This is a genomic window from Erythrobacter sp., assembly GCF_038133525.1.
Taxonomy (GTDB): domain Bacteria; phylum Pseudomonadota; class Alphaproteobacteria; order Sphingomonadales; family Sphingomonadaceae; genus Qipengyuania.
The window spans coordinates 23,252-43,597 of the sequence record NZ_JAYPTL010000018.1 but is presented as its reverse complement, the minus strand read 5'-3'; the positions used below and the strand labels follow the sequence as shown (position 1 = coordinate 43,597).

The 20,346-nt window shown below is 61.3% G+C and carries 18 protein-coding genes; 7 read left to right on the top strand and 11 right to left on the bottom strand.

Going from position 1 to position 20,346, the window contains the following annotated elements; all coding sequences use genetic code 11:
- Entirely contained in the window at nt 1–1,401 is a 1,401-nt protein-coding gene (locus AAFM29_RS06585; protein WP_341712009.1) for a HAMP domain-containing sensor histidine kinase, read from the top strand.
- A gap of 69 nt (nt 1,402–1,470) precedes the next feature.
- Here the strand turns inward: AAFM29_RS06585 and AAFM29_RS06580 are convergent, their stop codons facing one another.
- Complete coding sequence (locus AAFM29_RS06580) at nt 1,471–2,757, bottom strand: citrate synthase (protein WP_341712008.1); 1,287 nt, start codon at nt 2,755–2,757, stop codon at nt 1,471–1,473.
- A gap of 40 nt (nt 2,758–2,797) precedes the next feature.
- Entirely contained in the window at nt 2,798–4,231 is a 1,434-nt protein-coding gene (gltX, locus tag AAFM29_RS06575) for a glutamate--tRNA ligase (protein WP_341712007.1), read from the bottom strand.
- Between the two features lie 28 nt (nt 4,232–4,259).
- Here gltX and AAFM29_RS06570 point away from each other — a divergent pair, with 28 nt between their 5' ends.
- On the top strand, nt 4,260–6,473 hold the full coding sequence (locus AAFM29_RS06570; protein WP_341712006.1) for a ComEC/Rec2 family competence protein: 2,214 nt from the start codon (nt 4,260–4,262) through the stop codon (nt 6,471–6,473).
- On the opposite strand, the gene lexA is transcribed toward AAFM29_RS06570, so the two are convergent.
- From lexA to AAFM29_RS06530, 8 genes are all read right to left on the bottom strand, one after another.
- Nucleotides 6,467–7,156, bottom strand: coding sequence for a transcriptional repressor LexA (gene lexA / locus AAFM29_RS06565; RefSeq protein WP_341712005.1), 690 nt, complete (start codon nt 7,154–7,156; stop codon nt 6,467–6,469). The genes AAFM29_RS06570 and lexA overlap by 7 nt on opposite strands.
- Before the next feature lie 291 nt (nt 7,157–7,447).
- The gene (trpC, locus tag AAFM29_RS06560) at nt 7,448–8,233 is read right to left on the bottom strand and encodes an indole-3-glycerol phosphate synthase TrpC (RefSeq protein ID WP_341712004.1); all 786 of its coding nucleotides are present in this window, start codon (nt 8,231–8,233) and stop codon (nt 7,448–7,450) included.
- A 4-nt stretch (nt 8,234–8,237) separates the two neighbouring features.
- Nucleotides 8,238–9,230 (bottom strand): anthranilate phosphoribosyltransferase, encoded by a 993-nt coding sequence (trpD, locus tag AAFM29_RS06555; RefSeq protein ID WP_341712003.1) that lies wholly within the window; start codon nt 9,228–9,230, stop codon nt 8,238–8,240.
- Nucleotides 9,227–9,841 (bottom strand): aminodeoxychorismate/anthranilate synthase component II, encoded by a 615-nt coding sequence (locus AAFM29_RS06550; RefSeq protein ID WP_173214709.1) that lies wholly within the window; start codon nt 9,839–9,841, stop codon nt 9,227–9,229. Before AAFM29_RS06550 ends, trpD begins: the two co-directional genes overlap by 4 nt.
- Nucleotides 9,842–9,899: 58 nt before the next feature.
- The gene (gene pip / locus AAFM29_RS06545) at nt 9,900–10,862 is read right to left on the bottom strand and encodes a prolyl aminopeptidase (RefSeq protein ID WP_341712002.1); all 963 of its coding nucleotides are present in this window, start codon (nt 10,860–10,862) and stop codon (nt 9,900–9,902) included.
- Nucleotides 10,859–11,686 (bottom strand): phosphodiester glycosidase family protein, encoded by an 828-nt coding sequence (locus AAFM29_RS06540; protein WP_341712001.1) that lies wholly within the window; start codon nt 11,684–11,686, stop codon nt 10,859–10,861. The genes pip and AAFM29_RS06540 overlap by 4 nt, the downstream gene beginning before the upstream one ends.
- The gene (gene trpE / locus AAFM29_RS06535) at nt 11,683–13,182 is read right to left on the bottom strand and encodes an anthranilate synthase component I (protein WP_341712000.1); all 1,500 of its coding nucleotides are present in this window, start codon (nt 13,180–13,182) and stop codon (nt 11,683–11,685) included. Before trpE ends, AAFM29_RS06540 begins: the two co-directional genes overlap by 4 nt.
- Nucleotides 13,183–13,189: 7 nt before the next feature.
- The gene (locus AAFM29_RS06530; RefSeq protein ID WP_341711999.1) at nt 13,190–15,127 is read right to left on the bottom strand and encodes a SurA N-terminal domain-containing protein; all 1,938 of its coding nucleotides are present in this window, start codon (nt 15,125–15,127) and stop codon (nt 13,190–13,192) included.
- 202 nt (nt 15,128–15,329) lie between these two features.
- Here AAFM29_RS06530 and tpiA point away from each other — a divergent pair, with 202 nt between their 5' ends.
- From tpiA to AAFM29_RS06515, 3 genes are all read left to right on the top strand, one after another.
- Nucleotides 15,330–16,091, top strand: a complete 762-nt coding sequence (tpiA, locus tag AAFM29_RS06525; RefSeq protein ID WP_341711998.1) for a triose-phosphate isomerase — start codon at nt 15,330–15,332, stop codon at nt 16,089–16,091.
- An 84-nt stretch (nt 16,092–16,175) separates the two neighbouring features.
- Nucleotides 16,176–16,556, top strand: coding sequence for a preprotein translocase subunit SecG (gene secG, locus AAFM29_RS06520; RefSeq protein ID WP_341711997.1), 381 nt, complete (start codon nt 16,176–16,178; stop codon nt 16,554–16,556).
- Nucleotides 16,557–16,659: 103 nt separating this feature from the next.
- Nucleotides 16,660–18,294, top strand: coding sequence for a CTP synthase (locus AAFM29_RS06515; protein ID WP_341711996.1), 1,635 nt, complete (start codon nt 16,660–16,662; stop codon nt 18,292–18,294).
- A 331-nt stretch (nt 18,295–18,625) separates the two neighbouring features.
- Here AAFM29_RS06515 and AAFM29_RS06510 read toward each other — a convergent pair whose 3' ends face one another.
- Nucleotides 18,626–19,096 carry an Hsp20 family protein gene (locus tag AAFM29_RS06510; RefSeq protein WP_341711995.1) on the bottom strand — a complete coding sequence of 157 codons (471 nt, stop codon included), beginning with the start codon at nt 19,094–19,096 and terminating at the stop codon, nt 18,626–18,628.
- Between the two features lie 160 nt (nt 19,097–19,256).
- Between AAFM29_RS06510 and grxC the strand changes: the two genes are divergently transcribed.
- Nucleotides 19,257–19,520, top strand: coding sequence for a glutaredoxin 3 (grxC, locus tag AAFM29_RS06505; protein ID WP_341711994.1), 264 nt, complete (start codon nt 19,257–19,259; stop codon nt 19,518–19,520).
- Entirely contained in the window at nt 19,521–20,339 is an 819-nt protein-coding gene (locus AAFM29_RS06500) for a carbon-nitrogen hydrolase family protein (protein WP_341711993.1), read from the top strand.
- The last annotated feature ends 7 nt before the right edge of the window (nt 20,340–20,346 follow it).

The window sequence follows — 20,346 nt, the reverse complement described above, 5'->3', positions numbered from 1 at the left end:
ATGGCCAGCGTCGGCACCCGCTACATCGCGCATGGTCGCACGGATACTGCTGGGCATCTGGTGGAGGCAGGCGATCCGCTTATCGGCTTGCAGGAGGCATGCGGAGGCAAATTGGGAAGCCCGATCGCTATCCCGGAGCTGCATGCCTTGGTCGAGAAAGCGGGCCATTATGGACTCCGGCTTGCGCGCCAGTTCAATGCGATCGATGGCGAAAACCGTATATCGGCTTGGGTCGAGGTCGCTCCGGAACTGAGCGATGAAGGCGCTCTCGAAGCGTGCTCTATCGACGTGGTGAGCTGGCATTCGGAAGAACTTCCGCCGGAGAACGAAATTGAATCTGCACGTCGACGTGTGGAGATTAATCGGCACCTTGCAGATTGTACTGCGCGCCTTGACCCGCGACAGGGGATTCTTTCGGTCGTCACCGAGGCGCCGGACCTAAGCGAATTTGTCGAAGCGACAAGGGAAGCGATCGGGCGGCCCTGGACCGATTTTGTGCGCCTGCCCGGGAACGCGCACGAACAGCCGCTGCATTGGCGTCTTCTGGATGGCGCGCATTGCGAGATAGCCGGTTCATCAAGACGATGGACCGCCCATCTCGAACCCCTGGGACAGGGGCAATCTGGCAGCGCAGGCTTCGTTCTATACCTTACCGCCGATACCCCCGATCCGGCACAGGCTGATTCTACTGGTGGTGGAGCGATCGAGGGCGCTTCCTTTGGTCGCGATTTGACGCCCGTCCTGCGTCAACCAATCAACCGCATAATCGCAAATGCGGAGACCATTCGTACGAAGCTGGCAGGTCCGATCGCCGATGAATATTCGAACTACGCGGCCGATATCGCGACTGCTGCGCAGCACCTCTTGGCGCTGATTGACGATCTGTCAGATCTTGAGGTGGTCGAGTCGGACCAGTTCGTAACGGCACCGGACCGCATCGAATTGGCTGATGTTGCACGCCGCGCCTGCGGTATTCTTGGAGTAAGGGCGCAAGAAAAAGGCATCACGCTGGTGCCTCCCGTCGAAGGTGAGAGCCAGTTGGCAATCGCCGAATTCCGCCGGGTGCTCCAGATCCTTCTGAACCTGGTCGGCAATGCGATCCGCTACTCGCCGGAGGACAGCCAGGTCTGGATAAGGCTCGATCGGATCGGGAATCGCGCTTTGATCACCGTGGCGGACCAGGGGCATGGGCTCGATGAAGCGCAACAACAGAAGGTCTTCGAGAAATTTGAACGCCTGGGCCGCAGCGGTGACGGTGGTTCCGGGCTGGGGCTGTATATCTCACGCCGGATTGCCCGGGCGATGGACGGCGACCTGACGGTGGAAAGCGCCCCAGGGCAAGGTGCGCGGTTTACTCTTTCCGTCCCCGCTGCGGATGAACTGCGCAGCGAAGGCCGTTGAGAGGCTGGCTAGGCACCCAATGAAAAGGGGCGCCGAAGCGCCCCTTGAACTCTGGTTGCAAAGGCGAGCTCAGCGCTTGCCGATTGGCACGTAATCGCGCTCGGTCGGGCCGGTATAGAGCTGGCGCGGCCGGCCGATAACCTGGGCGGGATCGGAAATCATCTCGTTCCACTGAGCGACCCAGCCGACGGTACGGGCGAGTGCGAAGAGCGCGGTGAACATGGTGGTCGGGAAACCGATCGCATTGAGGATGATGCCCGAGTAGAAGTCCACGTTCGGGAACAGCTTCTTTTCCTTGAAGTAATCGTCGCTCAACGCGAGCTCTTCCAGCCGCAGCGCGGTTTCGAAAACCGGATCATTGACGTTGAGTGCGTCGAACACCTCGCGCAGGGTCTTCTGCATAACCGTCGCGCGCGGGTCGTAATTCTTGTACACACGGTGTCCGAAGCCCATCAGGCGGAACGGATCGTTCTTGTCCTTGGCGCGCTCGATATAGTGTGGGATGCGGTCGGGCGATCCGATTTCCTGGAGCATGTTGAGCGCGGCTTCGTTCGCGCCGCCGTGCGCCGGGCCCCACAGGCAGGCAATACCCGCCGCGATGCAGGCGAACGGGTTGGCACCGGAGGAACCGGCGAGGCGCACGGTCGAAGTCGATGCGTTCTGCTCATGGTCGGCGTGGAGGATGAAAATCCGGTCCATCGCGCGTTCAATGGCGGGATGGATTTCATATTCCTCGGCGGGGACGCCGAAGGTCATCCGCAGGAAGTTGCCGGTGTAGCTCAGCGAGTTCTTTGGCTGCAGAAACGGCTGACCAACGGAATACTTGTATGCCATCGCCGCGATCGTCGGCATCTTGGCCAGCAGGCGGTGGCTGGCGATCTTGCGCTGTTCAGGATCGGCGATGTCGGTGCTGTCATGGTAGAAGGCCGAAAGTGCGCCCACTACGCCGCACATGATTGCCATTGGATGCGCGTCGCGGCGGAAGCCCTGATAGAAGCTGCGCAGCTGTTCGTGCACCATGGTGTGGCGGGTAATCGTGTAAGTGAAGTCGTCGAGCTCTTCCTGCGTCGGCAGTTCGCCGTTCAGCAGCAGATAGCTGACTTCCATGAAGCTGGAATGTTCGGCCAGCTGGCCAATGGGGTAACCGCGATGAAGCAAGATACCTTCTTCACCGTCGATGTAGGTGAGGGCGCTCTCGCAGCTTGCAGTTGATTTGTATCCGGGGTCGTAAGTGAATGCACCGGTCGCACCGTAAAGCTTGCGGATGTCGATCACATCAGGACCGACGCTCCCCTTCAGTACCGGGAATTCCTGGGCTTTTCCGCCCAGATCGAGAGTTGCCTGATTGTCGGCCACACGTGTCTCCTCAAACGTCTTTTGCGGTTCTCGGGGAAGGTCAGGCCTGCGCTTCGATACGAGCGAGCGCCTCTTCCCTTCCCAGCAGGACCAGCACATCGAAAATACCGGGCGACGTCGTCGTACCGGTAAGTGCTGCACGCATCGGTTGCGCGAGCTTGCCGAGCCCAACCCCAAGGTTCTCGGCATACGATTTCGTAGTGGCTTCGAGAGCCTCGATTGTCCAGTCATTTTGCAGTTGCAGCATTTTACCGAGCTCGCCCAATCGCTCGCGAGCTTCGGCATCGAGCAATGCCGCCGCTTTCTCTGTCATCTCAAGTGGACGTTTTGCGAAGAGAAATGCTGCACCTTCAACGAGTTCATTGATAGACTTCGCACGGACTTTGAGTACAGGCATGGCTGCGGTCAACAGCGCTATGTCCGCCTCAGGACCAATCCGTTCAGCGACAAGGCCGGCCAAGCGGGCGTCATCGGCTTCGCGAATGTAATGTCCGTTGAGATTCTGGAGCTTCTTGATGTCGAAACGCGCTGGGCCTTTGCCAACGCCGTCCAGGTCGAAAAGTTCAACCGCTTCCTCGCGGCTGATCTCTTCACGGTCGCCGTAGCCCCAACCGAGACGTAGCAGGTAGTTTACCAGTGCCTCCGGAAGGATGCCTTCCTCGTCGCGATAGGCCTCGACCCCGACCGCGCCATGCCGCTTGGACATCTTTGCTCCGTCTGAACCGTGGATCAGGGGAACATGCGCGTAGACAGGATCGGGCCAATTCCCTTCGATCTCGTTCATTGCGCGGATGATCGGCAGCTGTCGGAAGGCATTGTTGATATGGTCGTCGCCGCGGATGATATGGGTGACGCCCATATCGTGATCGTCGACCACTACGGCGAGCATATAGGTCGGCGTGCCGTCCGAACGGAGGATGATGTAATCATCGATCTCCGAATTCTGGACGGTGATGCTGCCCTGGACTGCATCTTCGATTGTGGTTGCACCTTCGATGGGAACCCTCAGTCGGATGACATAGGGCGCGCCCTCCGGCGCCTCAGCCGGATCGCGGTCGCGCCACCGCCGATCATAACGCAGGGGTTGCTTGGCCGCACGCTGGGCCTCGCGCATCTCTTCGAGCTCTTCGGGGGTGGCGAAGCACTTGTAGGCATGGCCAGCGGCAAGCAGCTGGTGCGCGACTTCGGCATGGCGTTCGGCGCGGTCGGACTGGAAGACAGGGGCTTCGTCGAAATCCAGCCCTAGCCAGGCCAGTCCGTCGATGATCTTGTCGATCGCATCCTGCGTGCTGCGTTTGCGGTCCGTATCCTCGATCCGCAGCAATACGCGACCGCCATGGTGGCGCGCGTAGAGCCAGTTGAACAAGGCGGTCCGCGCTCCCCCGATGTGCAGATAGCCGGTGGGTGACGGTGCGAAGCGGGTAACGACTGGCCCGGCCGACCCGGCAGCGGTGCTCACACTATCGCTTGCCATTGTCTCTCGCTTCCTTTCAAACACTTACATGGCGACGCAAGGGACGCCTTTGGTACCGTTGGGGGAGGCGGGCGATGCCGCCCGCACCATAGTGCGGCGCCCTTGGCGCATGCGCGAGCTCTTGTCCAGATTCGCCGACTGGATCGAGCATTCCCTGGCCACCTCGGAATTCGATCGTGGACCGTGGCTTGGCGTGGCACTGGCCACGGGAATAGCGCTATGGTTTGGCCTTGTAGATGAGTGGCAATGGGCGGCGGCGATCGTCGCCTCGCTGCTGGCGGCATCAGCAGCGTTCGCGATTTGGCGCGATCGAGCCGATCGTTCGTTGATCTCGACGGCGGTTGTGCTGGCCTCGCTCGCGGTTGCGCTCGGAATAGCAATTGTATGGTCTCGCTCCGAAATCGTCGGGGCCGAACCATTGGCTACGCCGCGCTTCGAGCAACTTGACGCGCGAATTCTGGAGCGGGAGGATCAACCTTCGGAAGGGCGCGTGCGCTTCACATTGGCGGCGCGTGATGCCGCAACAGGGCGAGCAGTTGCCTACCGCGTCAACCTGCCGCTCGAACTGGACGATGACGGTCTGCGGGAGGGTGCCCGGGTTCGCCTGGCGGTCCGGCTCTTGCCGCCGGCACCGCCAATTGTGCCAGGGGCGTATAATTTCGCGCGAAGGGCCTGGTTCGAGGGACTCGCTGCAACCGGTGCAGTCGTTGGCTCGGTCGAGATCCTGGAACCTCCAACGCCGGGTGAGGCGCATCTCGTGCGGATGCAGCGGGGGCTGTCGCTTCACGTGCGGAGCCGGATCGATGGGGCTGCGGGTGCCATTGCCGCAACCTTGGCAAGCGGAGATCGTGGCGCCATCCCGGTTGAGGATGAGGAGGCGATGCGCGATGCAGGGCTCACGCACCTCCTGTCGATCAGTGGCCTTCACGTGAGCGCGATCATTGCGGCAGCCTACCTTCTGACGCTCAAGGCGCTGGCTCTCTGGCCTTGGCTGGCATTGCGCGTGCGTTTGCCGCTGGTTGCTGCGGGTGCAGCCGCTATGACCGGCATTGGATATACCTTGCTGACCGGGGCCGAGGTGCCGACGATCCGTAGCTGCATCGGAGCGGTCCTCGTCCTGTTGGCGCTCGCACTGGGGCGCGAGCCCTTGTCAATGCGTATGGTCGCCGTGGCGGGGATCGGCGTGTTGGTGCTCTGGCCTGAATCTTTGGTGGGGCCCAGCTTCCAGATGAGTTTTGCCGCAGTGCTGGCGATCGTCGCTTTGCATGCCGCCAAGCCAGTACGGGAGTTTCTGGCGCCGAGGAACGAAGGTTGGGGCATCCGCTTCGGGCGGAAGATGGCAGTGCTGTTCCTGACTGGCCTGGTGATTGAGTTGGCATTGATGCCAATCGTGCTGTTCCACTTTCACCGAGCCGGCGTTTACGGGGCCCTTGCGAACCTCATCGCAATTCCACTCGTGACCTTCGTGTCGATGCCGCTGATCGGCCTGGCGCTCTTGTTCGACCTGGCGGGGGCGGGCGGCCCATTCTGGTGGCTGGCAGGTCAATCGCTCGATGCCTTGCTTGTCTTGGCACGGTTCGTGGCGAACCTGCCGGGTGCGGTAAAGCTTGCTTCCCCCGTTCCGATCGCCGCGCTGTTGTTTTTTGTCAGCGGAGGGCTCTGGCTTGCCCTGTGGCAGGGTCGGCGTAGGGTCTGGGGGCTGGCGCCGGCCGTGATCGCAACATTGTGGATGCTCACTGCACCGTCGCCGGATGTCCTGATTTCCCGCGACGGTCGGGACATCGGGATTACCGGGGAAGGCGGGCGCCTGCTGGTCCTGCGGCAAGGGCGGGGTGGCTATGCCCAGGAAAGCTTGCTGGAGATAGCGGCAAGTAGTGCCGAACCTCTGGCCTTGGCAGACTGGCCAGACGCACGTTGCAGCGACGACTTTTGTGCGCTGGAACTCGAACGCGGTGGGAGGACATGGCGCCTGTTGATTTCCCGCAGCCGAAATCTCGTCGAGGAGCGCGCTTTAGCTGCGGCATGCGAGAAGGCGGATATCGTGATCTCGGATCGTTACCTGCCGCGCGCTTGCCACCCGGCGTGGCTCAAATTGGATCGACGATTCCTGCAGCGTGAAGGTGGCGTCTCGCTATATTTGACCTCAGGCCACATCGACACGGTCGCACAATCGCAAGGCGAGCACGGGTGGTGGCGGCCACGCGAGGGTCCGCCCCGCAGGCCGCCATCGCCAAATCAGTGATAGCGCCGCAAGAGACCGGCGAGCTTGCCCTGAACCTTGACCCGATGGGGCTCGTAGATCTGGGGTTCGTAAGCACCATTGGCAGGATCGAGGCGAATGCGTCCGGCCTCACGCCGCAGGTACTTGAGCGTCGCTTCCTCATTGTCGACCAGCGCGACCACGATTTCGCCGTCGCGTGCGGTTTCGGTCCGCTTCACCAACGCGAAATCGCCGTCGAAAATACCCGCTTCGATCATCGAATCGCCAGAAACCTCGAGCGCGTAGTGCTCGCCCGGGCCGAGCAGGGCAGCCGGGACCGGCATGCTGGCTTGTCCCTCGATCGCCTCGATCGGTGCGCCTGCCGCGATGCGCCCATGCAAAGGCACCTCGATGATATCGTTGGCCGGTTCCGGCGCGATGGCCTTCGGAGAGATCGCAGCCGACACGGCATCGTTCGCAGCACGCGGCCGGGAGCCTCCGGTTACTGCATCTTCAGGCAGCTTGACCACTTCAAGCGCGCGGGCGCGGTTGGGCAGGCGACGAATGAAGCCACGCTCTTCCAGCGCAGAGATCAGGCGGTGGACGCCCGACTTGCTCTTGAGATCGAGCGCTTCCTTCATTTCCTCGAAACTGGGTGAAATGCCGGTCTCTTCCAGCTTCTGCTGGATGAAGCGGATCAGTTCGTGCTGCTTGGCCGTCAGCATTGATGCGATACTCCCGTGCCGCCGTTCACAATCGGTGAACGAATGCGGAACAATTAGGCAACCGCGAATCGTAAGTCAAGCAATCCAGCCATTTTCACGCTTTTTCGGTGGAACAAGTGTTCTCTATACGATCCGCTTGGGTGCGGAGCCCATTCAGAATTCCAGCCAATCAGCTGAATCCTGGAGCAGGTGGAACACAGTCCTGAATCTCACCTTCTACCTACCGAACGGTGTGAGGCGGCGAGGCACCTATCGCCAAAGGCTAGCGCATTGTGCTGGCGTAGGACAGGATCACCCAAGCAGCAGTGTGCGGGTAGCCATCGCGACATCGGCCTGACGCATGAGACTTTCGCCCACCAGGAAGCTGCGCACGCCTGCCGCGGCCAAGCGTTGGCAATCCGCATGGGTTGCGATCCCGCTTTCACCCACAAGCAAAGCGCCCTCGGGCGCAAGTGGGGCGAGCCGTTCGGTGGTGGCAAGATCGGTCACGAAGGTTCGAAGATCGCGATTGTTGACCCCGATCAGGCGCGAGCGAAGGCGCGCTGCGCGTACCATTTCAGCTTCGTCATGCACTTCGACGAGGACATCCATGCCGCGTTCGATCGCCGCCGCTTCGATTTCCGCCATCTGCCCATCTTCGAGCGCCGCGACAATGATCAGGATCGCGTCGGCGCCGATGGCACGGGCCTCGGCCACCTGCCACGGATCGACCATGAAGTCCTTGCGCAGGACCGGAAGATCACAGGCTGCGCGCGCTTCAACCAGGAAATCCTCATGGCCCTGGAAGTAGGGGGCATCGGTCAGAACCGAGAGACAGGTCGCCCCACCAGCGGTGTAGTCCCGGGCGTGCTGTGCAGGATAAAAATTCTTTCTGATCAATCCTTTGGATGGAGAAGCTTTCTTCACTTCTGCGATCAGTCCGAAGCCCTCTTGCTGCGCGCATTCCAGCGCCGCCCGGAATCCCCGCGGAGCCGTCTGTTGGGCGGCAAGTGCCTCAAGCGCGTCGAGTGAGTGAGTGGTCTTGCGCGCGGCGACTTCCTCACGCTTGGTAGCGCAGATCTCGACCAGCTTGTTCATCGTCTCACTTCGCCATTTCAATCCAGTTGGCCAGAAGCTCTGCGGCCTTGCCGCTGTCGATGGCTTCGCCAGCCATCGCTGCGCCGCTTTCCCAGCTTTCAGTGGCACCGGCAACCAATAGTGCGGCCGCCGCATTGAATTTCACGGTATCACGATAGGGACCGCTTTCACCTGCGAGCAGTGCGGCGAGCGCCTTCGCATTATGTCGTGAATCGCCACCGCGTATCGCCTCGAGAGGGGCATGCTCGATCCCGGCTATGCCCGCATCCACCCGCTTCATCTCGAAATCATGACCGACGACATCGGCCATTTCATTTCCGCCCGCCAAACTCAGTTCGTCCAGACCCTCGTCGCCGGAGACGATGAAGGTACGCTCGGTACCCAAGCGCGCAGTCGCGTCGCCGTAGATCGAGACATATGCGGGACGGGCAATGCCGATCAGCTGTCGCTTGATTCCTACCGGATTGGCAAGCGGCCCCATAAGGTTGAAGATTGTCCGTCGACCAAGCTTCTTCCGGATGGGCTGGATACGCCCCATCGCGGGATGGTGGTTTGGCGCAAATAGGAAGCAGATGCCGATTTCCGCGAGCGTCTTCTCTGCCGTCCGTCCTGCAGCGACCATGTCGAGCCCCAAGACTTCTAAAGTATCGGCCACGCCCGACAGCGATGAGATCGCGCGGTTGCCGTGACGCGCAACCGGAATGCCACAGGCGGCTACTACCAGACCGACCGCGGTCGAAACGTTGAGCGTATGGTGCCCGTCGCCGCCGGTACCGCAAACATCTATGGCGTTTTCAGGCCCGGCCACTGGAATATAGCGCGCCCGCAGCGCGCGTGCGGCACCTGCAATTTCTTCGGCAGTTTCGCTACGCTCGGTTATTGCCAACAGGAAGCGGGCGATTTCCTCATCGCTGGTCTCGCCATCGAGGATCCAACCGAAAACCTCTTCGGCTTCAGCTTCGGTAAGATGGGGTTCCGCGGCGGGTAGTGTCTTCATGCTGGGAGCTTCGCGTCGATCCCGCACAAGGCGAGGAAGTTGGCCAGCAGTGCATGGCCATGCTCGGTCGCGATGCTCTCAGGATGGAATTGCACGCCGTGGATTGGCAATTCGCGATGGCGGAAGCCCATCACGCTACTGCCGTCGAGGCCCGGGGTGTCGCTGGTGGCATTGACCACGAGACTGTCGGGAATTTCCTCGACCACCAGCGAATGGTAGCGGGTCGCCGTGAAAGGCGACGGCAATCCGGCAAAGACGCCGCTGCCGTCATGCGTGACCGGTGACGTCTTACCATGCATCAGCCCGCCGCGTACCACATTGCCACCAAAGTGCTGCCCGATCGACTGGTGCCCCAAGCACACGCCGAGGAGGGGTTTGCCTGCATCCGCGCATGCCGCCACGAGGTCGAGGCTGACGCCAGCCTCGTTCGGGGTGCACGGGCCGGGCGAGATCAGGAATCCCGCAGCGCCGCTGGTGATCGCTTGCCCTGCCGAAATGGCATCATTGCGCACAACCTCCACACCCGCGCCCATCTCCATCAGGTAATGGACGAGGTTGAAGGTGAAGCTGTCGTAGTTGTCGATGACGAGGATGGTACGGCGGTTGGTCATGGTGGGGTCAATGGGCGCGCGACGCCGCGCTATCAAGCAAGTTAAGCTCGCCGTGGCGTCACGCGGGCTTGCCAGCAAACCTGTCACTGGCGCGGATCAGGCCATCGGTGATGCCCGGTTCGGTATAGAGATGGCCGCCATCGGGCACGATCTGAAGCTCGACCTCCGGCCATGCCTGCTTGAGATCCCAGGCAGAGCGGGGTGGGGTGCAACAGTCGTGGCGTCCCTGCACGATGATCCCCGGGACGTCTGCCAGCTTCCACGCATTATCGAGCAGCTGACCTTCCTCAAGGAAACACCCATTGCGGAAATAGTGGTTCTCGATCCGGGCCGTAGCGACCGCGTTTTCGCCCTCTGCCATGTGATCGATTGTTTCGTCTTCGGGCAGCAGAGTGACCGTCGCACCTTCCCAGCGATTCCAGGCGGCCGCCGCTGCCTTGCGTACTTCGGGATCGGGATCATCGAGCAGTTCGCGATAGGCTTCGATCAGGTCGTCCTGCTTGTCCTCGTCGATGTGGCCGATGAAATCGTCCCACGCCTCGGGGTAGAGCTCACTGGCGCCGAAGCTGCACAGCCAGTCGTTTTCGATCTGGCGACCCAGGAAGATGCCGCGCAGAACCAGTTCGCTGACCCTGTCCGGGTGTGTCTGGGCGTAGGATAGTGCGAGCGTGGAGCCCCAACTGCCACCAAAGACCAGCCACTGTTCGTGCCCGCACATTTCGCGCAGCTTCTCCATGTCGCGCACAAGATGCCAGGTTGTGTTGTGGAGCAGCGAGGCGAAAGGAGTCGAACGCCCGCAGCCGCGCTGGTCGAACAGCAGCACGTCGTAAAGGTCAGGATCGAACTGGCGGCGCTGGCCAGAGCTGCATCCTGCACCTGGGCCACCATGGAGGAAAACCGCCGGCTTGCCGCCCGGCTTGCCGACCTTTTCCCAGTAGATCGTGTGCCCGTCACCGACTTCGAGCATGCCGGTCTCATAGGGTTCGATTTCTGGATAGAGTGTGCGGCGATCTTGCGTCATTCGCTGTCCTTTTTCGTCACGATGACGATGGGCCCAATCGGTTCACCGGTGTCCAGACGGTCGGTCGCAGGATTCCACAGCTGCGAAACCGTTCCGTCGAGATAGAGCGCGTCCTTCACCTTTAGCTCGTCGCGGTAGAAGCGTGCGAGCTTGCCGAAGGAGATCGGCGCGTTCGAGATGACGAAATGTGCACGGCCCTGCTCATCGACGCCGACCGCGTTGCGTACGAGCTTTGATGGGCCATCATGGGTGATCTCGGGATGGATCTTGCCGCCGATGACCAGCATCGGCCCGGACTGCGTGCCGAACTCGGGGCGATCCTTGACGTTGGCCAGGAATTCCTCGGTCGTGCGCACATGCCATTCGCCGCCAGTACCGTAGAAGACCCCATTAGGCTTCATGTGGAAATTGCCTTCGCCGTCGGCTGTGTTGAGTTCTTGCAGGCGCTCTGAGTTCTCGACGAAATAGCCAACCGGCGTTCCGTCTTCATCAAACATGCCCGCATTCATCGCGAAGGCGATGCCCTGTCCGTTATGTGCAGCGGCAAAGGTCGTGAGGCTGCGATAGGGGGCCTCTCCGCTCGGCCCCAGATCCATGGCGATTGCGTGCCGGGTGGGGATCGCGACGCAGTCGGTTAGCGGTGCGTCCTCGAAAATAATCGAACGGCAGGCGCTTTCGACCGAGCTTGCCACGGTCTGGGTCGGCACTGGCGTGGGTGTTTCGCCCTTGCCATCGATGCGCGTGCGCGTGACTGGTTCGCCCTCGGGCTGCGGGTTGCAGGCGGCAAGTGCAAGCAGGGCGAGGGCGGCGAAACGTGCGGTCATTGCCCAAACCCCGGTTCTTGCGCCAACCGCACCGCTTCGCGCGCAGCAGCCAACAGGGCACCGGCCTTGGCCTCGCATTCGCGCTGCTCATAGGCGGGCTCGCTGTCGGCGACGATGCCAGCGCCGGCCTGCACGTGCATGGTCCCATCCTTGATTACTGCGGTGCGCAGCACGATGCAGCTGTCGACCGAACCGTCGGGGGCGAAGTAGCCTACCCCGCCAGCATAGGGCCCGCGCGTTGCCGGCTCGAGTTCGGCGATGATCTCGCATGCACGGATCTTCGGTGCGCCGCTGACCGTGCCCGCAGGGAAGCCGGCAAACAGCGCCTCAAGCGCATCCTTGTCGCTTGCGAGCCGCCCGACGACATTGCTGACGATATGCATGACGTGGCTGTAACGTTCGACGGTGAAGCTCTCGGTGACGGTGACAGTACCGGATTCGGCGACCCGACCGACATCGTTGCGGCCAAGGTCGAGCAGCATCAAGTGTTCGGCACGTTCTTTTGGGTCAGCCAGAAGCGATTGTTCGGCGAGCCGATCCTCGGCAAGCGTGGCCCCGCGCGGACGCGTACCTGCGATCGGGCGGATCGTCACTTCACCATCGCGCACACGCACGAGGATTTCAGGGCTTGATCCTACAACAGCGAAGCCGGGGAGATCGAGGAAGTAGAGGAAGGGGGAGGGGTTCACCCGCCGCAGCGATCGGTAAAGTGCCATCGGTGGCAGCTCGAAGGGGGAAGTGAAGCGCTGCGAAAGCACAACCTGGAAGATATCGCCTGCTGCGATGTAGTCCTTGGCTCGTAAAACCATCGCCTCGAAATCGGACGCTGCCATGGTCGGCGACAGTTCCGGCTCTGGGTGATCCTGCGCATCCAATCTTGCCACGGGCAGCGGCGAAGCGAGCTTGCGCAACACCTCGTCGATACGCTCACCCGCGAGTTCGATCGAGCCATCGGGCCATACCGGGGCGATGCAGAAGAGCGAGTCGCTCAAGCGGTCGAATACCAGGATTACAGTTGGTCGAACGAACAGCATGTCGGGCAGGTCGAGCTCGCCCTGCGGTGCGCGCGGCAGCGATTCAACAAGTCCGATGGTTTCGTAGCCGAAATACCCCACCAGGCAGGCTAGCGCCGGGGGTAATGCTTCTGGCACGTCGCAGCGGCACGAAGCGGAGAGGGCGCGCAGCGCCTCGATGGTCTCGTTCTCGCAGGGCTCGAAAGCCTCGCGATCCTCGCGCCAGCGGTGATTGACGGCGGCCTGCGCGCCTGTCGCCCTGAATACCAGATCGGGATCGAGCCCGATCAGACTGTAGCGGCCGCGTACCTCGCCTCCCTCGACCGACTCGAGAACGAAGTCGCCGCGACCTTCCTCGAACAGCTTCAGTGCTGCGCCTACCGGTGTTTCCGTATCGGCGACGACCTTGCGCCACACCAGTGCAGGCTTGCCTGCTGCCAATGCGGCATGAGCTGCCTCAACCCCTTCAAGTGTCGGTGCCAAGCGCGCCTCAGTTCCCGCCGATGAGCTGCTTGCGCACGGCGGCGATGGCTGCCGGGTTGCGTTCGACGCCCATTTCGGTGCGGATCGCGGTCCGCAGCAGTTCTCCGTACTCGTCGCCCACCAACTGCGCCATCTGGCCGCGAGCCTGGGTGACCAGCGGATCGTTCCGGTCCAGCTCATCCATCGTGATAGCGTCCAGATCGACAACGAAGAAACCAAGCTTCTGAGCCGCTTCGAGTTTCTTGGCCGTGCCCTGGGCCATGCTGAACATCAGCGCCAGCGGCGGAGGAATACGACGCTCCCGCTGGGCGGCCAACTGTTCGCGGGTCAGATCGATCGAATCGACTGCGGGCAGCGGGACCTTTTCAGCGGCGAGTGCGGCAGCGAGAGAAGTGCCACCCCGTACGCGCTTCAGTACACGGTCGGCCGCAGCCTGTGCGGCCTTCAGTCCTTGCGACTGCCGCCAGTTTGCTTCGACCGCTTGCTTGATCTCGGCAAACGGTGCCGTTGCCGCCGGCGTGATATCCCCCACGTCGTAGATCAGGTAGGTTTCCCCGCCAGCGATGGGTGCGATCTCCGGTTCTTCTTCGTCCATCTGGAATGCGGTTTTCAGCGCTGGGGCGAGGACCTGCGAAACCGTTTCACCAGCCGTCTGGTATATCTGGCCATTGGCCAGTGCAGGTTTGGTGGTCTGGAGTTCGAGACCAAGATCCTTGGCAACTTCGGTAAGCGTCGCACCGTCGCTGAGCTGGTCTTCGACCTCGATCGCCAATTCGGCAAGGCCGCGTGCGCGCTTTTCTTCGCGCAGCGTTTCAGTGATTTCCCCGCGCGCCTGGTCGAGGCTACGTGCCGAAACTGACTTTATCGCATCGATCCGCGCGACGTGCCAGCCAAGCGCGCCGCGGGCTGGCGCTGAAATGGCGCCCTCCGCAGCTGAGAAATAGGCATTCGCTACCGCCGGCGACGCTTGGGTGGAGAGAGCTTCACGGGTCGTGGCGGTAAGCTTCGCAACACGCAGGCTGGCCTCGCGCGCGACCGTTTCGAACGACGAACCTGCCGCGATACGTTCCCGGATGGACTTGGCAGCCGCTTCAGTTGGCACGATCAGCTGGGTTATGTCACGCGTCTCTCTCGCCGCGTACTTGGCTGTGTCTTGCTTGTAGCGGGCTGTAATCTCCGCCTCGGTCGGAATGATCCGGTCACCCAGATTGCTACTGTCGAAGGTGGCATAACGAATGATCCGGCGTTCCGGCCGAACGAATTCGGATCGGTGCGAATCGTAATAGGCCATGAGCGTATCGTCGGGCGCGCCCGTGGGCGGGGCAAAGGCGACCGCAGGAAGCAGCGCGATTGATCCCTTGCGCCGTTCCTTGAATAGCTGGGCATAGCGATAAGCCATTCTTTCGGGGATGCTTGCTCCCAGCCCGGCGGGCACGAAGAGCTGCTGTGCGAGTAGTCGCGTAGCGAGGTCGTCGCGTGCTTGGGTGTCGGTAATGCGCTGCTGCGCCAGAACCTGGCGATAGGTATCTTCGCTGAAGTTCCCGTCGGGACCACGGAATGCGGGAATCAGGCGAATTTCGCTGTTAACGAGATTGTCGCCTACACGGATGCCATATTCATTTGCGAATGCCCTCAGAGCGAAACGGTCGATCAAAGCATCGAGTGACTGATCCAGCCCCTTGTTGGCGATGAATCGAGGCATCGTCAGTGTTGGATCTTCCTCGCGCATGCGATCCAGCCCGTTGTTGACCCCGCGCAGCAAATCGGCGGTGCCGATCTTCTCGCCACCAACCACGGCTACGCGGTCGCCACCTGCTACGCCGCCAAACGTTGATCCCCCCGAAATGTCGCCGAGCGCGAATGCGAAGCCGATCAGGCCGATGAAACCAAGCACGATTGCCAGGCCGATCTTCGACTTGAACATGTTGCGGAAAAACTGAAGCATGCTGACGGGGGGTCCCGATTGTTGGTTCTGACTGAGGCATGGCGGAGGTAACGCCATCACCGGAGAGCGCGCTTTATCCGGCCTGCGACCTCGCGGCAACAGGTCGCAAAGGCTTTTGACGCACAAACAAAGCTTGGCTACCGGGGCGCCAGAAAACGCCCATATGTAGGGCAATCAAGTTTAGTTACCGCAGGAAGAACCAATGGCCATTAGGCCCTATATCGTTGGAAACTGGAAGATGAACGGTACCCGCGCGATGCTTTCGGAAGCACGCGCGATTGACCGGGCAGCTCAGCGTTACATGAAGGTAGAGGTGGCCGTGGCGCCGCCATATACCTTGATTCATGCCGTCCATCGCGAGGCCGAGCAGATCGGCGTAGGCGCTCAGGATTGCCATCCTGGGAACGAAGGCGCCCATACTGGGGATATCTGTGCTTCTATGATCGCCGATGCGGGGGCGAAGTTCGTCATCCTCGGCCACAGCGAGCGCCGCCAGGACCATGGCGAGACTAACAAGCTCGTCAATGCCAAGATCGAATCGGCCCTGGATGCCGGGCTTCGGGTGATCCTGTGTTGCGGTGAGACCTTGGAAACTCGCGATGCCGGCGACGCGGAGGATTTTGTCCTGCGCCAGCTGAAGGTTGCCTTGCCTGCATTTGCCGACCCCTCAGAACGCCTGACTATCGCCTATGAACCGATCTGGGCCATCGGGACCGGTCGAACCGCCACGGTCGAAGATATTGCCGCGATGCATGGTGCGATCCGCAAGCTGCTCGACGAAACTTATGGCGAAGAAGCTTCTTCGGGTGTGCGCATCCTCTATGGCGGCTCAGTCAAACCGGAAAATGCACGTGAAATCCTCTCGACTCCGGAAGTCGGTGGCGCGCTCGTCGGCGGTGCCAGCCTTTCGGCTGAGAGCTTCCTGGGCATCGTCGTCGCTGCTTCTGAGAGCGAAGACGCTTGACCTGGCGCAGCCTTGTCGTTTTGCCGTTCTACTACTAGATGCGCGTCTCACGCAGAATTTCCGATTCAAGAGTAGCCAGACCCGATGTTCCTATTCCTTACCGTCGTCCAGGCGATCATCGCCGCCGCTCTAGTCGGCGTCATCCTGATGCAGCGCTCGGAAGGCGGCGGGCTGGGAGTGGGCGGCAGCCCAACCGGCATGCTGAGTGCGCGGGGCGCGGCTGACTTCCTGACGCGGTCGACCCGGTGGTTGGCAACGGCCTTTGTTGTGTTGTCGATTGCGCTTGCGGCAATTGCCGTGAGCAATTCAGGCAGCGATGGAGTTGAATCGACGCTCGACCGCACCGTGGCCCCTGCCGCGCCGGTCGATCCACTGGGCGCGGCGACCACCAGCGATACCGCTCCCTCGGAAGGTTCGGCAGCCCCGGCCGGAGCCGCCGATCCGCTGTCAGACGCGACCGAATAACCATTCCATCAGCGCGAATTGTGGATTGCGCCGCCTGCGCGGGGCAATTCGTTCGGCTTTGCGCTTGCCTCGACTCCATTCATCAGCTTAAGGCCCGACTCCCATGGCGCGGTATATTTTCATCACCGGCGGCGTGGTCTCCTCGCTTGGCAAAGGTCTCATGGCGGCATCGCTTGCTGCCCTCCTCCAAGCGCGCGGCTACAAGGTCCGCATTCGTAAGTTCGATCCCTACCTGAACGTCGATCCAGGGACGATGAGTCCCTATCAGCATGGCGAAGTCTATGTGACCGACGACGGGGCGGAGACCGACCTCGACCTTGGGCATTACGAGCGCTTCACGGGCGTATCGGCCCATCAGGGCGATAATGTCACCTCCGGGCGAATCTATCAGCAGATCATCGCCAAGGAGCGGCGCGGCGACTATCTGGGTGCGACGGTCCAGGTCGTCCCGCATGTTACCGATGCGATCAAGGAATTCGCGCTGGCGGACCAGGGCGATCACGATTTCATCCTGTGCGAGATCGGTGGCACGGTAGGTGACATCGAAGGCTTGCCCTTCATGGAAGCCATCCGCCAGCTGAGGAACGAGCTGGAACCGCTCCAGACGCTGAGCGTCCATGTGACACTGGTGCCCTACATCAAGGCTGCGGGCGAGCTAAAGACCAAGCCCACACAGCACTCGGTACGCGAACTCGCCAGTCTCGGGATCAAGCCGGATGTGCTTCTGTGCCGCGCCGAACATCCCATCCCGGACAGCGAACGGCAGAAGATTGCCAACTTCTGCAACGTTCGGAAGGAAGCAGTCATCCCGGCACTCGATGCGCCATCGATTTATTCGGTGCCCCTGCAGTACCATGCTGAAGGGCTCGATACGGAAGTCCTGCGCGGCTTCGGGATCACCGACGCGCCCGACCCGGATCTGTCGCGCTGGTACGATGTGGTTGATCGCCATTCGAACCCCGAAGGCGAGGTGACGATCGGCGTGGTCGGCAAATATGTCGGCCTGCAGGACGCATACAAGTCGCTGAACGAGGCGCTGGTGCATGGTGGGATGGCCCACCGGGTCAAGGTCAACATCAACTGGATCGACGCCGAGGTGTTCGAGCAGGCCGAGAGCGATATTGCCGCCCAGCTTGAGCCGATGCACGCGATTCTAGTGCCCGGCGGATTTGGTGAACGCGGCAGCGAAGGCAAGATCGCTGCAGTTCGCTTCGCGAGGGAACGCAACGTTCCGTTCCTCGGGATCTGCCTTGGTATGCAGATGGCCTGTATCGAGGGAGCTCGGGCTGCCGGCTTCGAAAATGCCAGTTCGACCGAATTCGGGGAAACCGATCACCCCGTGGTTGGTATCATCACGGAATGGATGACCGAAGAGGGTCTGCAAACCCGTGAAGCTGGGGGCGACCTGGGCGGAACCATGCGGCTTGGTGCCTATGATGCGAAACTGGCGGCGAATAGCCATGTCTCGAGCATCTATGGGGGGGCATCCGTTATCTCGGAGCGCCACCGCCATCGCTACGAGGTCAATTCAGCTTTCGTCGATCCGCTGGAAAAACAGGGACTGATCTTCTCGGGCATGTCGCCCGACGGCTTGTTGCCAGAGATCGTCGAACGCCCCGATCACCCTTGGTTCGTGGGGGTACAGTTTCACCCCGAACTGAAGTCCAAGCCATTCGATCCGCACCCTCTTTTTGCCGGATTCATTGGCGCGGCGCTTGAACAGGCCAGGTTGGTTTAGGCTTTTTTTGTAAAAAGCTTCTAGTGCAAGTATCTGATTAGATTGAGATCTGGGCTTAAGTACTTGTAAGAGCGCGACAAGTCCGACGATCAATGCGATATTCTGGTTTATCTCTCGACATAAATGGTGCAGTTTGTTTTTGGCTCACCCGTAAAAGGGTGGACTTTCGAAACACTTGCATCGCCGAGTGGGATGGGCTTGCCTCGAAGCCGGTTGTCTTCTGCGACCCGGACGACCGTTTTTGGGGGCTTGGCGGCGGTAAACGTCGCGGGGGTGGAACCTGAGTTCCACCCCCTACGTTTTTCATACAGTCCTCTGACGAAAACGCTCGTCAGGCGGCCTTCGTGTCGCCGTCGTTGTCCTTGACCACTTCGAGCGTTGCCTGGCCACCGATCGCAATCTTCTTCGGCTTCATCGCTTCAGGCACTTCGCGAACGAGATCGATCACCAACAGACCGTCGGCGAGATCGGCGTTCTGTACGCGAACGTAGTCGGCAAGTTCGAAGCGGCGTTCGAAGCCGCGATTGGCGATACCGATATGCAGCATTTCGCCTTCGACATGCTCGTCGCGCTTGCGGCCCTGAACCACCAGAAGGTTCTGCTGCGCGGTAATGTCGAGGTCATTGGGGCGGAAGCCCGCTACAGCGAGGGTGATGCGATATTCTTCTTCGCCACGGCGCTCGATGTTGAACGGTGGGTAATTGTCGCCACCGGCATTGCGCGCCTGGCGCTCCATCAGGTCGAACAGGCGGTCGAAACCGACGGTCGAGCGGCGATAGGGGGTAAAATCCATACGATTCATCGTTGCAAATCCTCTAATGAGCAATTTGTACTGGTCAGGCCCGTGCTCGGCACCTCACCGCCTTTGCGAATGCTCAGGCAACTCCTAGATAGGGTAGGCAAAAGCGCTTTCAAGATTGCCACTCCAACGCTAGCGCGGAGTCGTAACAAGAGGAAATTCCATGACTAATCCCCCCGTCGTCATCTACACCAAGTTCGGTTGCGGTTATTGCCACAGGGCCAAGCGGTTGCTTGCGCAGAAGGGCGTCGACTACACCGAGCACGACATTACCATGGGCGGACCGAAGCGTGCGGAAATGCTCCAGCGCGCACCCAATGCCCGGACGGTGCCGCAGATATTCATTGGCGAAACCTATGTCGGCGGATCGGATGAGCTTGCTGCGCTTGAGCGTGCGGGCAAGCTGGATCCGTTGCTGGCGGGCTGAATGACACGCGTCGCCGTTCTCCAGATGACCGCGGGGATTGACCCGCATGCCAACGCGGCCGTGCTCGCAGATGCAATTGCGGACGCTGCCGGGGAGGGGGCGGCGATGCTCTTCACACCGGAGATGTCGGGATTGCTCGATCGCGACCGCAAGCGAGCAGCGGCATCGATCGTGGCGGAAGAAGACTCGACACCGCTTCAGCGGGCCCGCGAAGCGGCGGCGCGAGCGGGAATTTGGGTAGCGCTTGGGTCGCTTGCCGTCAGGCTGGAAGACGGGCGCTGGGCCAACCGCGCCTTCCTTATCGATGCCGCAGGCAATGTCGCTGCTCGCTATGACAAGATGCACATGTTCGACGTCGATCTCGCAACAGGCGAAAGCTGGCGAGAATCGAACGCCTATGCGGCGGGTGGCGAGGTGGTCACGGTGGAAGGCACGCCGATCGGTCATCTGGGGCTGACGATCTGTTACGACTTGCGATTTCCCGCTTTGTTTGAGGAGCTTGGGAATCGTCATTGCGACGTCATCTCGATTCCCGCTGCCTTTACCGTCCCAACGGGGAAGGCGCATTGGCACGTCTTGCAGCGCGCCCGTGCCATCGAAGCAAGCGCCTTTGTCGTGGCTGCGGCGCAGGTCGGTGAGCATGCCGACGGACGGCGCACCTATGGTCATAGCCTGGTGATCGACCCCTGGGGTGAAGTTCTGCTCGATATGGGCGGTGACGAAACGGGGATCGGCTTCGCAGAGATCGACTCCGCGCGGATCGCCGAGGTCAGGGCGCAGGTGCCGAGTCTTGCCAACCGCCGCCCGATCGCCAAATAGGCAGATG

Coding starts and splice junctions, on each gene's coding strand:
- AAFM29_RS06585 (WP_341712009.1), top strand. CDS start 1: ATGGCCAGCGTCGGCACCCGCTACATCGCGCATGGTCGCACGGATACT.
- gltX (WP_341712007.1), bottom strand. CDS start 4,231: ATGGCAAGCGATAGTGTGAGCACCGCTGCCGGGTCGGCCGGGCCAGTC.
- AAFM29_RS06570 (WP_341712006.1), top strand. CDS start 4,260: ATGGCGACGCAAGGGACGCCTTTGGTACCGTTGGGGGAGGCGGGCGAT.
- lexA (WP_341712005.1), bottom strand. CDS start 7,156: ATGCTGACGGCCAAGCAGCACGAACTGATCCGCTTCATCCAGCAGAAG.
- trpC (WP_341712004.1), bottom strand. CDS start 8,233: ATGAACAAGCTGGTCGAGATCTGCGCTACCAAGCGTGAGGAAGTCGCC.
- trpD (WP_341712003.1), bottom strand. CDS start 9,230: ATGAAGACACTACCCGCCGCGGAACCCCATCTTACCGAAGCTGAAGCC.
- AAFM29_RS06550 (WP_173214709.1), bottom strand. CDS start 9,841: ATGACCAACCGCCGTACCATCCTCGTCATCGACAACTACGACAGCTTC.
- pip (WP_341712002.1), bottom strand. CDS start 10,862: ATGACGCAAGATCGCCGCACACTCTATCCAGAAATCGAACCCTATGAG.
- AAFM29_RS06540 (WP_341712001.1), bottom strand. CDS start 11,686: ATGACCGCACGTTTCGCCGCCCTCGCCCTGCTTGCACTTGCCGCCTGC.
- AAFM29_RS06530 (WP_341711999.1), bottom strand. CDS start 15,127: ATGCTTCAGTTTTTCCGCAACATGTTCAAGTCGAAGATCGGCCTGGCA.
- tpiA (WP_341711998.1), top strand. CDS start 15,330: ATGGCCATTAGGCCCTATATCGTTGGAAACTGGAAGATGAACGGTACC.
- secG (WP_341711997.1), top strand. CDS start 16,176: ATGTTCCTATTCCTTACCGTCGTCCAGGCGATCATCGCCGCCGCTCTA.
- AAFM29_RS06515 (WP_341711996.1), top strand. CDS start 16,660: ATGGCGCGGTATATTTTCATCACCGGCGGCGTGGTCTCCTCGCTTGGC.
- AAFM29_RS06510 (WP_341711995.1), bottom strand. CDS start 19,096: ATGAATCGTATGGATTTTACCCCCTATCGCCGCTCGACCGTCGGTTTC.
- grxC (WP_341711994.1), top strand. CDS start 19,257: ATGACTAATCCCCCCGTCGTCATCTACACCAAGTTCGGTTGCGGTTAT.
- AAFM29_RS06500 (WP_341711993.1), top strand. CDS start 19,521: ATGACACGCGTCGCCGTTCTCCAGATGACCGCGGGGATTGACCCGCAT.